The sequence below is a fragment of the Frateuria sp. GZRe14 genome (genome assembly GCF_051900395.1).
GTDB lineage: Bacteria > Pseudomonadota > Gammaproteobacteria > Xanthomonadales > Rhodanobacteraceae > Frateuria_A > Frateuria_A edaphi.
Genome location: NZ_JBHZGJ010000002.1, coordinates 1 through 12,521 on the forward strand (window position 1 = coordinate 1; position 12,521 = coordinate 12,521).

General features: G+C 64.8%; 12 protein-coding genes. 7 read left to right on the top strand and 5 right to left on the bottom strand.

The window, feature by feature from the left end; genetic code table 11:
- Positions 1-45: 45 nt before the first annotated feature.
- The 4 genes from gcvH to ACFWZ1_RS14180 all read right to left on the bottom strand — a co-directional run bounded on the left by gcvH (position 46) and on the right by ACFWZ1_RS14180 (position 3,740).
- Entirely contained in the window at positions 46-441 is a 396-nt protein-coding gene (gcvH, locus tag ACFWZ1_RS14165; protein WP_231321437.1) for a glycine cleavage system protein GcvH, read from the bottom strand.
- Between the two features lie 84 nt (positions 442-525).
- Entirely contained in the window at positions 526-1,626 is a 1,101-nt protein-coding gene (gcvT, locus tag ACFWZ1_RS14170; RefSeq protein WP_439666909.1) for a glycine cleavage system aminomethyltransferase GcvT, read from the bottom strand.
- A gap of 124 nt (positions 1,627-1,750) precedes the next feature.
- Positions 1,751-2,338: an alpha-ketoglutarate-dependent dioxygenase AlkB family protein gene (locus ACFWZ1_RS14175; protein ID WP_439666910.1), complete on the bottom strand. Its 588-nt coding sequence runs from the start codon at positions 2,336-2,338 to the stop codon at positions 1,751-1,753.
- A 4-nt stretch (positions 2,339-2,342) separates the two neighbouring features.
- The gene (locus tag ACFWZ1_RS14180; RefSeq protein WP_439666911.1) at positions 2,343-3,740 is read right to left on the bottom strand and encodes an amidase; all 1,398 of its coding nucleotides are present in this window, start codon (positions 3,738-3,740) and stop codon (positions 2,343-2,345) included.
- Between the two features lie 149 nt (positions 3,741-3,889).
- Between ACFWZ1_RS14180 and ACFWZ1_RS14185 the strand changes: the two genes are divergently transcribed.
- A complete protein-coding gene (locus ACFWZ1_RS14185; protein ID WP_439666912.1) occupies positions 3,890-5,506 on the top strand; it encodes a 4Fe-4S dicluster domain-containing protein in 1,617 nt (538 codons plus the stop codon).
- 95 nt (positions 5,507-5,601) lie between these two features.
- On the opposite strand, the gene ACFWZ1_RS14190 is transcribed toward ACFWZ1_RS14185, so the two are convergent.
- Complete coding sequence (locus ACFWZ1_RS14190; RefSeq protein WP_439666913.1) at positions 5,602-6,513, bottom strand: glycosyltransferase family 2 protein; 912 nt, start codon at positions 6,511-6,513, stop codon at positions 5,602-5,604.
- A gap of 239 nt (positions 6,514-6,752) precedes the next feature.
- On the opposite strand from ACFWZ1_RS14190, the gene ACFWZ1_RS14195 reads away from it, so the two are divergent.
- The 6 genes from ACFWZ1_RS14195 (at position 6,753) to ACFWZ1_RS14220 (ending at position 12,441) form a co-directional block, all read left to right on the top strand.
- Positions 6,753-7,499 carry an electron transfer flavoprotein subunit beta/FixA family protein gene (locus tag ACFWZ1_RS14195; RefSeq protein WP_439666914.1) on the top strand — a complete coding sequence of 249 codons (747 nt, stop codon included), beginning with the start codon at positions 6,753-6,755 and terminating at the stop codon, positions 7,497-7,499.
- Positions 7,500-7,614: 115 nt separating this feature from the next.
- Positions 7,615-8,559 (top strand): electron transfer flavoprotein subunit alpha/FixB family protein, encoded by a 945-nt coding sequence (locus ACFWZ1_RS14200; RefSeq protein WP_439666915.1) that lies wholly within the window; start codon positions 7,615-7,617, stop codon positions 8,557-8,559.
- A 45-nt stretch (positions 8,560-8,604) separates the two neighbouring features.
- Positions 8,605-9,714: a glycosyltransferase family 4 protein gene (locus ACFWZ1_RS14205; RefSeq protein ID WP_439666916.1), complete on the top strand. Its 1,110-nt coding sequence runs from the start codon at positions 8,605-8,607 to the stop codon at positions 9,712-9,714.
- A gap of 10 nt (positions 9,715-9,724) precedes the next feature.
- Positions 9,725-10,432, top strand: a complete 708-nt coding sequence (locus ACFWZ1_RS14210) for a class I SAM-dependent methyltransferase (RefSeq protein WP_439666917.1) — start codon at positions 9,725-9,727, stop codon at positions 10,430-10,432.
- A gap of 3 nt (positions 10,433-10,435) precedes the next feature.
- Positions 10,436-11,377: a lysylphosphatidylglycerol synthase domain-containing protein gene (locus ACFWZ1_RS14215; RefSeq protein WP_439666918.1), complete on the top strand. Its 942-nt coding sequence runs from the start codon at positions 10,436-10,438 to the stop codon at positions 11,375-11,377.
- Positions 11,378-11,496: 119 nt separating this feature from the next.
- Positions 11,497-12,441, top strand: coding sequence for a glycosyltransferase family 2 protein (locus ACFWZ1_RS14220; RefSeq protein WP_439666919.1), 945 nt, complete (start codon positions 11,497-11,499; stop codon positions 12,439-12,441).
- Positions 12,442-12,521: the final 80 nt, after the last annotated feature.

Genomic DNA, 12,521 nt, shown 5'->3' on the forward strand with positions numbered 1-12,521 from the left:
CGCGCCGCTGGGGCGCCCCCGCGGGCGGCCCACGACGATGGACCGTCAGTGGTCTTCGTTCTCGATCTGCTCGGCGTACGCGTCGGCATCGAGCAGTTCGTCCAGCTCGGCGCGATCGCTGATGCGCACGGCGAAAATCCAACCGTCGCCGAAGGCGTCTTCGTTGATCGTCTCGGGCTTGTCGTTGAGCAGCTCGTTGACCTCGACGATCTCGCCGGACACCGGCGAATAGATGTCCGACGCGGCCTTCACCGACTCGACCACGGCCACGCCGGTGCCGGCCTGCACGCTGGCGCCGATCTCCGGCAACTCCACGTACACCAGGTCGCCCAACTGGCCCTGCGCGTGGTCGGAGATGCCCACGCGCACCACGCCGTTGTCTTCGACGCGGGCCCACTCGTGGGATTTGAGGAACTTCAGGTCGCCGGGAATCTCGCTCATGGTCGGGTCCAGTCGTTGTCGTGGGATTGGAGCGGCGATTCTAGCCGCTCCGGAGGAAACTCTATAAAGGGTTGCGGGCCTGGATCAGATGCCTTCGCAAGGCTTGCCATCGCGCACGAACGGATACTTCACCACGCGCACCGGCACCTCGCGGCCACGGATGTCCACCCGCACCTCGCCCGGCTCGCCGGCCGGGATGCGCGCGAACGCCACCGCCTTGTCGAGCGTGGGCGCAAAGCTGCCGGACAGGACCTCGCCCTCGCCGTTGGCAGTGAGCACCTTCTGGCCGTGGCGCAGCACGCCTTTTTCGTCGAGCACCAGGCCGACCATCACACGCGGCACACCAGCATCTTTCTGCGCCTCGAGCGCCGTGCGGCCGATGAAGTCGCGCCCCTCGTCCAGCACGATGGTCCAACCCAGGTTCGCCTCCCACGGCGACACCGTCTCGTCCATGTCCTGGCCGTAAAGGTTCATGCCTGCTTCCAGGCGCAACGTGTCGCGCGCGCCCAGGCCAGCCGGCTTGACACCGGCGTCGGCCAGCGCCTGCCACAGGGCGGCCGCCTGCTCGCCGGGCACGATGATTTCGAAGCCGTCTTCGCCCGTGTAGCCGGTGCGCGCGATGAACAGCGGCATGCCATGCGGGCCCTGCGCGGCGGCGGCGGCGAAGCGGCCGAGCTTCTCGATGCGCGGGCGATCGACCTCATGCAGCAGACCAATCACCCTGGCACGGGCGTTGGGGCCCTGCACCGCGATCATCGCGAAGTCGGGGCGCTCCTTCACTTCCACGCCGAACGCCCTGGCCTGCTGTTCGATCCAGGCCAGGTCCTTGGCGCGCGTGGCGGCGTTCACCACCAAGCGGAAATGCGCCTCATCGAAGAAGTACACGATCAGGTCGTCGATCACCCCACCCTGCTCGTTGAGCATGCACGAGTACAGCGCCTTGCCCTGCACCTTGAGCTTGTCGACGCTGTTGGCCAGCAGATGGCGCAGGAACTCGCGCGTGCGCGGACCGTGCAGGTCGACCACGGTCATGTGCGAAACGTCGAACATGCCGGCGTCGCGGCGCACCGCGTGGTGCTCCTCGATCTGCGAGCCGTAGTTGATCGGCATGTCCCAACCGCCGAAGTCCACCATGCGGGCGCCCGACGCGCGGTGGGTGTCGTTGAGTACGGTCTTTTCGGTCATCGGACGGACGCCTTGGGGAAAGGTGGATTATCGCTGGGGGCCGGACGCAAGCCAAGCTGCGCGTAGCTCTCCGCCGAAGCGCATCCGTGCAACCGTCACGACCCAAGGTTGCGTGGGCGCGCTCCTATGGGATCCGGCGAAAGGTCAGATTGATGCGTGGCGTAAGGACGCGCGCGGCGCGCGGCAGGGCGTGCTGATAGAGGCGCTGGGTCGCGCCGGCCATGCGCAGCAGGCTGCCGTGCGGCAGCTCCAGTTCCAACGCAGCCGAACTACGCGGCGATTTGCGTCGAAAGAGGAAGCGGCGCGATGCACCGAGGCTGAGCGAAGCGATCACTGGCGCCGGTCCCAGCTCCGGCTCGTCATCGCTGTGCCAGCCCATGGCGTCGCGGCCGTCTCGATAGAGATTGGCCAGCACGCTGTTGAACGTGCCGCCGCAGGCCTGCTCCAGGCGCGGGCGCAGCGTCGCCAGGGCGGGCGGCCACGGACGTGGCTCGAAGCGCGTGCGCGAATAGACGTAGCTCGCGCCGGGGTCGCCGATCCAGCAACTCAACCGCGGCGAGGCGACCTCGCGACCGAACATGCGGATGACGTGAGTCTCCCAGGCAATCGTGTCGCGGAGCTCCTCAAGCAGCGCATCAGCCTCGGCCGGTGCCAACCAGTGCGTCCACAGCGCGAGGTCCGCGCCGGCAAGCGCGAGCGGCTGCCAGCCCACGCGCTCAGGCGATCGCCGGGTAGGTCGGCTCGGCGTCCAGCGTCGAGGAGCACACCGCGGCCAGCTCCAGCAGGCGCAGGTCCGAACCGCGCGCACCGACGAACTGCAGGCCGATCGGACGACCATCAGGCAGCGCGCCCATCGGGATGCTCACCGCCGGGCAGCCGGCGAGGCTGGCGAAGCTGGTCAGGTCGGCCGCCGAGTCGGGCGCGGGGCCATCCAGCGGAAACGCTCCCTGCGGCGTGGTCGGCAACACCAGCACGTCGATCTGCGCGAACAGACGACGCATCTTGAGCGTGGCCGCGTCGAGCACGCGGTCGGCGATGGCGTAGTCGGCCGCGCTCTTGCGCGCGGCGTAACCGAGCATCTCGCGCAGCCGTGGCGAAACTGGGCGTGCCGTGTCGGCCAGATCCTCGGCGAAGGTGCCGAGCATCTCCGCTTCCATCAGCAGCAGGCCGGCGCGGCGCGTGCGCGCGAAGTTCCAATCGGAGAAGTCCACCGTGCGCCGCTCGCCGAGCTCGCGCGGCAGGCGGGCCAGTGCTGCCTCGAACACCTCGATCACGTCCGGTTCGACGCCGATCGCCGCCAGGTCCGGCAGCAGGCCAGCGCGCAGGTTGCCCGGCTCCCAGTCCGGCGGCGAGAACGCCACGCGTCGGCGGCGCGAACGCGCGTCGTCGGCGTCGTAGCCGGCGAGCACCTGCAGCAGCACGGTCAGGTCGTTGGCGCTGCGCGCGAGCAGGCCCACGGCGTCGAGCCGCCGCGCCGCCGGCAACATGCCGCGGGCGGAAATCTCGCCGTGCGTCGGCTTGAGGGCGTATACGCCGCAGTAGCTGGCGGGGATGCGGATGGAGCCCAGGCTGTCCGAACCGACCGCCGCCGCCGCGAGCCCGGCCGCCACCGCCGCGGCCGCGCCGCCGGAGGAGCCGCCGGCGCTGTAACCGGGCTTGTACGGATTCTGGGTCGGACCGTAATGCGGGTTATCGGTGGCCGCGCCCAGCGCCGCCTCGTCCATGTTGGTCTTGCCCACCAGCACCGCACCGGAAGCGCGCAGGCGTGCGACCACGTGGGCATCGTCCTGCACGGGCTGCTCGCGCCCGGGCAAGCCGGCGCGGGTGGGCCAGCCGGCCATGTCGAAATTGTCCTTCAGCGCGATCGGGATGCCGTCAAGCCGACCCAGCACACCGTCGCGGCGGCGATGGGTCGCGGTGCGCGCCTGCTCCTGCAACAGGCCCGGGCGCAGGTCGACATAGGCATTGAGTTCGGGATTGATCCGCTCGATGGCCGTCTGGTAGACGTCGGCCAGTGCCTGGGGCTGCACGCGCCCAACCGCCAGCCAGTGCAGTAGCTGGCACACGCTGGCTCGGCGCAGGTCGATGTCGGCGATCGGCGGGGTCGAATTCATGCCTCGTCCTTCAGGGTGGATTCCCGATTATCGCCATGGGCCGCAAAGCGATTGCAAGCGACCTTTAGTGAAGAGTCCGGTTTGCCGCCGGGGCCGCGAAACCGGACAATGCCTCTCTTTCCTTATATGTACGCCGCACGGAGTCCGCCATGAGCGAACGCGAAACGATGGAATACGACGTGGTCGTGGTCGGCGCCGGCCCGGCCGGGCTGTCGTTCGCGATCCGCCTGAAGCTGCTGCAGCCGGACACCACTGTCTGCGTGATCGAGAAGGCGTCCACCATTGGCGCGCAGATCCTGTCCGGCGCGGTGATCGAGCCGGCCCCGCTGGACGCGCTGCTGCCCGGCTGGCGCGACAACCCGCCGCCGATCTGCGTGCCGGCCGGCGAAGACGAATTCTGGCTGCTGACCAAGACCGGCGGCCGCAAGCTGCCGGTGCCGCCGGGGATGAACAACCACGGCAACTTCATCGTGTCGCTGGGCGCTATGTGCGCCTGGCTGGCGCCACAGGCCGAGGCGCTGGGCGTGGACGTGTTCCCCGGCTTCGCCGCCGCCGACAACGTCTACAACGAGGACGGCTCGGTCGCGGGCGTGCGCATCGGCGACATGGGTGTGGCCAAGGACGGAACCCACAAGAGCGGCTATACCCAGGGCATCGACATCAGGGCCAAGGTCACCGTGCTGGCCGAAGGCGCGCGCGGCAGCCTGACCAAGCAACTGATCAAGCGCTTCGCGCTGGACAAGGACAGCGACCCGCAGGGTTATTCGATCGGCATCAAGGAACTCTGGCAGGTGCCCGCCGGCCGCGTCACGCCCGGCAAGATCGTGCACAGCTTCGGCTGGCCTGCCGACAACGACACCTACGGCGGCAGTTTCCTCTATCACCTGGACGGCGACCGCGTCGCCCTGGGCTACGTCAGCGGACTGGATTACCGCGACCCCGAATACAAGCCGTGGGAAGCCTTCCAGCAGTGGAAGAACCACCCGCACGTCAAACCGTTGCTCGAGGGCGGCAACATCCTGTCGGCCGGCGCGCGCGCCATCGTCACCGGCGGCTACCAGTCGCTGCCGAAAGTCGAGATGCCGGGTGCGATCCTGATCGGCGACACCGCCGGCCTGCTCAACGTGCCCAAGATCAAGGGCACCCACCAGGCGATCCGCAGCGGCATGCTCGCCGCCGAACACCTGGCCGCCAACGGCCTGAACGCCGCCGGCTTCGACGCCGCCCTGCGGGCCTCGCCGGCGATGGCGGAATTGAAGCAAGTGCGCAACATCAAGCCCGGCTTCAAGAAGGGCCTGTGGTTCGGCATGGCGAACGCCGCCTGGGAAACGGTCACCCGCGGCGCCTCGCCGTGGACGCTGAAGAACAAGCCAGACTGGAGCTCGCTGGAAAAGGTTGGCGAGTACGAGGAACCCAAGCGCGACTACGTGACGCGCGACCTGGCCCCGCGCGATCGCCTGGCCGGCGTCTACTTCGCCGCCACCGAGCACGACGAGGACCAGCCGATTCACCTGCACGTGGCCGATACCAACATCTGCATCGAACGCTGCAGCGTCGAGTACGACAACCCCTGCACCCGCTTCTGCCCGGCGAACGTGTACGAGATCGTGGAAGACGTCATGCCCGATGGCAGCCAGTCCAAGCGACTGCAGATCAACGCCGCCAACTGCGTGCACTGCAAGACCTGCGACATCAAGGATCCGTACGAGATCATCACCTGGGTTACCCCCGAGGGCGGTTCGGGTCCGAACTACCAGAATCTTTGACGTGTCTTGCTACAGCGCAGGTTCCCAAGCGCCCTAGCCGATGGGGCAAGCTTCAAGTCTCAAGTCCGTGCGACGTGGCACCGGCCTTTTCGCCTTCACGCCTCGTCCGCCGGGCAGGGACCGCTGCGTCCCCGCACACCGTCCCAGAGTCCACGCAGCATGTAGCGCCAATGTGCCGGTCGCGGTCCGATCAGAACGCCGAACAGGAACAGCTTTGCGAACAGTCTTGGCAGATCCTGGGCAACCCATATCCGCGGAACATGCCGCATGCGATACAAAAGCACCCGGTTGCGCATGATGAAATAGAGGCGCTGGGGGCCATGGACGACCACCGAGCCCAGCCGCAGTGGCAATGGCTTGCGCGCATCGCCCAGCCGATGATGCATGGTGGCACCGCATAGGCCGTAAAGGGCGTAGCCCTTTGCCTGCGCACGAAAGCCCCACTCAAGGTCGACATTGTCGATGAACAGCCCCTCATCCATCGGGCCGATCGTATCGAGCACTTCCATTGGGATGAGCATGCCCGAGGCGATCAGAAAATCGCACCTTACGGCTTGTTCCCCATCGCACCACAACCGTTGATTGACCGGAAACCGTATCCGCACAAAAGGCGCAAACCGGCTCTCACGAAGATCATGGAAGCGAGGCCCAACCGCAGCCACTTGGTGCTCGGCCCGCAGGCGGGCCAATCCTTCGACCAGGCGGCCAACCATGCCGGGTGCAGGAGTGCTGTCCTGGTCCAGAAGCAGGATGTGGTCGTATCCATGTTCCCGCGCCCACGCGATTCCGCGGTTCTGGGCGGCAGCAAGACCGATATTGCGCTCCCCGGGAATGAACACCGCGCTCGCCGGAAGGGCGCTAGCAACCACGGGGTTGGGGCCACTGTTGTCTACCACTACCACCTGCGCCGACTGTGCGGAGACGATGTCCACCAGCTTGCCCAACAACGCGAGATCCGGGTGATAGGTCACCACGATCGCACACACCGCTGACGCTTCGTTGTACATCCAGCTATCCATTTGTCAGCGCGCCGTCGGCGCGGAACGACCAGGCTATAGCTCGATCGTCCCTCTGTGGCAGAGCACCACACACAGCGGCACTCAACCGCACCATTCTACGCATGTGGCCACATCGTCAGGCGGTCTCTTCGCGCCCCGGAAGACGACCGGCGGCTCAACGGCTAAACTGGAGGGTATCGCCTTCTCCCTGTCTGTCAGCAGACACCCAAGCTTCCGAGGAAAACGGAATGAAGATTCTGGTCGGCTACAAGCGCGTCGTGGACTACAACGTCCGCATTCAGGTCAAGCCCGACGGCACTGGCGTGGTGACCGATGGCGTGAAGTTCTCCGCCAACCCCTTCGACGACATCGCCCTGGAAGAAGCTCTGCGCTTGCGCGAGAAGGGCGTAGCCGAGGAAGTGGTAATTGTGAGTATCGGGCCGGCCGACCTCACGGCGCACCTGCGCAATGGCCTGGCGATGGGCGCCAACCGCGCCATCCACGTGACCACTGCCGAGGCCGTGCAGCCGCTTACCGCTGCGCGCATATTCCTCAAGCTGGTCGAGAAGGAGCAGCCGGCCCTGGTGATCCTGGGCAAGCAGGCCATCGATGACGACGCCAACCAGACCGGCCAGATGCTGGCTGCGCTGTGGGACCGCCCGCAGGCGACCTTTGCCGGCAAGGTCGAGATCGCCGACGGCAAGGCCACGGTCACCCGCGAAGTGGATGCCGGCCTCGAAGTGATCGAAGCTGAGCTGCCCGCCGTGATCACCACCGACCTGCGCCTGAACGAGCCACGCTTCATCAAGCTGCCCGACATCATGAAGGCTAAATCCAAGCCGATCGAGACGATCGAGTTCGGCTCGCTCGGCGTGCAGACGAACGACCATCTCAAGACCATCCACTACGCCGCGCCGGCCAAGCGCAGCAAGGGCGTGATGGTGAGCGACGCCGCCGGACTGGTCGCCGCCCTGAAACAGAAAGGTCTGCTGTAACCCCTTCCCGCATCACTTGCAGGAGCCCGCTTGCGGGCGATGCTCTTTCTTCCGCACGAACAAAGGCATCGCCCGCAAGCGGGCTCCCGCAAGGGAAGCAGCTCCGGAGAAACCCATGAGCAAGATCCTCGTCATCGCCGAACACCTCGGCGGCAAACTCAACTCCTCCACCGCCCGCGCGGTCAGTGCCGCGGCGGCCGTCAAACCCGGCGCCATCGACGTGCTCGTGCTCGCCGACGGCGTCGACGCCATCGCTGCCGAAGCGTCGAAGATCGAGGGCGTGAGCCGCGTCCTCACCATCGCCCGACCGGAGAACGCGCATCCGCTGGCCGCCGTGCTGGCGCCGCAGATCGCCGAGGCGGCCGCCGGCTACAGCCACGTGTTCGCGCCTTCCACCACCTTCGGCAAGGACGTCGCCCCGCGCATCGCCGCGCTCCTGGGCGTCGCCCAGGTCAGTGACGTGATGTCCGTGGAAGACAGCCATACCTTCAAGCGCCCCATCTACGCCGGCAACGCGATCGTCACGGTGGAAGCCGATGCCGCGCATGTCGTCGTCGCCACCATCCGTACCGCCTCCTGGTCGGCCGCCGCCAGCGGCGCCAACAGCGCACCGATCGAGGCACTGGCCATCGACGCGGCCCTGCCCACGCACACCCGCTTCGTCGAACTGCAGCAGGGCAAGAGCGATCGGCCGGACCTGCAGAGTGCGCGCAAGGTGGTTTCCGGCGGCCGCGGCGTCGGCTCGAAGGAGAACTTCGAGATCATCTACAGATTTGCGGACAAGATCGGCGCGGCCGTCGGCGCCTCGCGCGCCGCCGTCGACGCCGGGTACGTGCCGAACGAACTGCAAGTCGGCCAGACCGGCAAGATCATCGCCCCCGAGCTGTACATGGCGATCGGCATCTCCGGCGCCATCCAGCACCTCACCGGCATTAAGGACGCCGGCACCATCGTGGCCATCAACAAAGATGCAGAGGCGCCGATCTTCGAAATCGCCGACATAGGGCTGGTGGGAGATCTGTTCAAGCTGCTGCCGGAGTTGGAGCAGGCGCTGGGCTAGCGCGCGATGACAGGGAAGACGAACGCTACCGCACGGAACACACACATGAAACCTCGATTGCTGCTTATCTCACGCAAGTGGCCGCCAGCTATTGGGGGGATGGAGACCTATTCCGTCGAGCTGGACGCAAGCCTGCAGCCGCACTTCGAGATCACCCGCAAGGTATTGCCCGGAAAGGCAAACGGGCGACCGCCAGGGCTCATCGCTTACGCCTTTTTTCTCCTCAAGACCACCATCTACTGCTTGCTGCACGCTAACCGCTTCAGCCATGTCGTACTGGGTGACCTGGTTCTGTTCCCGGCGGCACTTTGCTGCCGGCTAAAGGCTCCTCGGCAGAAGCGTCTCGTCGTGGTGTACGGACTCGACTTGGTTTATTTCAAGCGAAAGGGGCTACTACCCAGCCTCTATGGCGCCTATTTCTGGTTATTTCGCAAGGCACAGGGCGCCTTCGACGGTATCGTGGCCATATCCGGCTACACGGCGAAACTTGCGGCTGAGGCGGGGCTCAAGCGTGTTCACGTCATCAATCCGTCACTTCCGCACACGGCTTTGACCGAGGATAGCGGCGCTGCCGACACGCTCATTCCCAGTGCGTTCTTGAACTGTGGATCTCGCCGAATTCTCCAGTTTGGCCGACTGGTGCCTCGCAAGGGAGCGGCATGGTTTGCAGTCAACGTGCTGCCAAAGCTCTCCGATGTAGAGTTTTTCGTAGCTGGTGCGAGCTACGACGCCGCGTCATTCGAGATCCTGCGAACCTGCGCTAGGACGTGTTACCTCGGCCCGCAACCTTCAAACGTACTGGCCGCCATGATCCGCCAAGCCGACATTGTGGTCATGCCCAACATTGCCTTAAGCGCCACCGGACATGACGTCGAGGGATTTGGCCTGGTGGCCATCGAGGCATCCTCCTTGGGAGGGCTGCTCGTCGCGTCCCGTCTCCATGGGATCGAGGATGCCGTTCTGAATGGCGCCACCGGCATTTTGGTCGAACCGGCCGATGCCGTCGCCTGGCAGATTGCATTGACGGCGTTGCTGGACGAGCCAGCGAACAAACAACAACAGCGCCGGGCAACCGCGAGGGAAAAGACACGCGCATACTACTCGCGCGAGAGATTGGGTAACGACATCCTGAAATGCTTTGCCTCGACCTCATGAGGAGGTGCGCATGTCCACCTTGAAAGACTATGAAAGGGCGATAGATTTCTATAACGACAAGTACTACGGCAGGGAATTCGCCCTAAAGAACACCAGCTGGCACGACAAGGTGGTTGCCAAAAGACTCGGCTCCCTGGATGGCGCGCAAGTGCTGGACGTAGCCTGCGGCGGAGGTAAGTGGCTGAAGCTTCTCGCCGAGCGCGGCGCACAGATCGCGGGCGTGGATATTGCCGACCGTGCCATTGACTACTGTAAGCAGACCGTTGTCCAAGGGGAATTCCACGTTGCTGCCGCCGAGGAGATGCCCTTCGAGTCGGGTCGCTTCGATGTCATCACCTGCATGGGATCGCTGGAGCATTTTGCGGACAAGTCCCGTGCACTGGGGGAAATGCAACGGGTCGCCAAGCCGACCGCGAAATTCTTGCTGCTCGTGCCCAACGCGGGATTTGCGACCCGGCGCATGGGGCTGTTCCGGGGCACCCTCCAGACAGCCGTGCGCGAGGACGTCTACTCGCTGGCCGAATGGGACCAGTTGTTCCGCGAAAGCGGATTGAGCGTTACCGCGCGGTGGCGCGACTTGCACGTACTGTCGTGGAATTGGATCTGCCAGAAAAACCCGGTGACGTGGCCCCTTCGTGCCGCGCAGGCTCTTGTGCTCGGTATCTGGCCGATTAGCTGGCAGTACCAGGTTTACCATCTTTGTCGAAAATTGAACTGAGGCATGAATCAGAACGCCAAACGGCTACTCCACCTCATTGGAGCCTTACTATCCCTGATTCTGATCGCGTACCTCGCCTCACGGTTTATCCAGCTGCGAGAGGCAGTCGCGGCGCAGCTGCATAACGATTTTCCGTTCAGCATACTTGCTCTGGCCAGTTTGGCGTGTTTATTGGCCTACCTGCCCATCTCCGTGGGATGGGCGTTGCTTACGTTTCCGGACAAGGTAGCGAGGGTGTTTCCGACCTCGGCCGAAATCGTGCTGCTTTCGCAAGCGGCCCGGTATCTGCCAGGAAACATTGGTCACCTCGTGGGACGGGTGATGCTCACCCGCAAACATCTCGGCGTCAGTGTCGTGAGCGGGTCAGCCCTGATGACGATTGAACTGCTGCTATCTCTTGCTGCCGCCGCCCTGCTCAGCTCCGCCGCGCTTCCACAGTTGGCCTTACTCGCGCCTCCCTGGCTGTCCGGCCCTCTAGAGGCGCCCCATGCCGTCTGGGTAGGCGTGGCGGTCACCCTGATAGGACTTATCGTCGTTTTCATATGCGCCAAACGCTGGTTGCAAATCACTCTCCCATCCTTGCGCACGGTCGCACTGGCCTCGCTTTGTTACGCTGCGGCACTGGTGGTGGGAGGGCTTTCACTTTGGATGCTGCTGGGTGCGCAACACTCACGGAATGTGCCAGTTAGCCTTGCTCTGCTGGCCTACACGACCTCTTGGCTGGCCGGCTTCGTAACGCCGGGGGCTCCATCTGGGTTGGGAGTAAGAGAATTCATCCTTGTGCGCTTGCTGGCCGGTTCCGTTGGCGAACCAGCAGCTCTACTCGCCGCAGTGTTGCTGCGTTTCTGCTCCGTGTGCGCGGACATTGCCGCGTTCGCCATCGGTTTGCTGATGGCGCGCTACACCACTCGACCCGCCCTCGCCGGGCACGCTGACCCAGACTGATCCGCTGGCAGGGCGCAGCAGGGTCACGAGGTGCGTATCGCCAGGGGCGCTGCAGGATTCACGAAACTGTCCAATCTTTTTGGGGATGGCCGCTGCCAACCCTGCTTCCAAGGAAAACCATGAAGCTCATCATTCAGATCCCGTGCCTGAACGAGTCGGAGACTCTTGCCATCGCGCTCGCTGAGCTCCCGCTCGCGGTTGATGGATTTGATACCGTCGAGTGGTTGATCATCGATGATGGCTCGACGGACAACACTGCCGAGGTCGCCCGCCAGAACGGCGTACACCATGTTGTGCGCCACCCGGTAAACCGGGGCCTTGCCGTGGCGTTCATGTCGGGGCTGGATGCCTGTTTGAGACTGGGTGCGGACGTCATCGTCAACACCGATGCGGATAATCAGTACTGCGGCGCCGATATCCCCAAGCTGACCGCGCCGGTGCTCGCCCACGAGGCCGACATCGTCATCGGTGCCCGCCCCATCGACGAGACCGAGCATTTCTCCTGGATCAAGAAGAAGCTTCAGCGCCTGGGTAGCTGGGCCGTGCGCGTGGCCAGCAAGACGGACGTGGCCGATGCCCCGAGCGGCTTCCGCGCCATTTCGCGTGAAGCGGCCATGCAGCTGAATGTTTTCAACGCCTATACCTACACGCTCGAAACCATCATCCAGGCCGGCCAAAGCAACCTGCGCATCGTATCCGTGCCTGTCCGGACGAATGGTGACCTGCGGCCGTCGCGGCTGGTCAAGAGCATTTCCAGCTACGTGCAGCGTTCACTGGTCACGATCCTGCGGGTTTTCGTGATCTACAAGCCGCTCAAGTTCTTCGCCTTCTTCGGCTTTGTCTTCACGCTCGTGGGCGTGGCCGCCGGCGTGCGCTACCTCTGGTACTTCTTCGACGGCAGCGGCGGCGGTCACGTGCAGTCGGTGATCCTGTGCGCGCTGAGCCTGATCGTGGGCGTACTGTTCTTCATGATGGGCGTGATCGGCGACCTCATCGCCACAAACCGGAAGCTGCTCGAGCGCATCCATCTTCGCGTGCAGCGCCTGGAGCATCGCCAGAAGTGACGGGCGGCGACGGACTGTCGCCCCATCGAGGCCTTTGCACAGGACATTCAGGCGGTTGGCCACCTCGCCCGTTGCAGAAT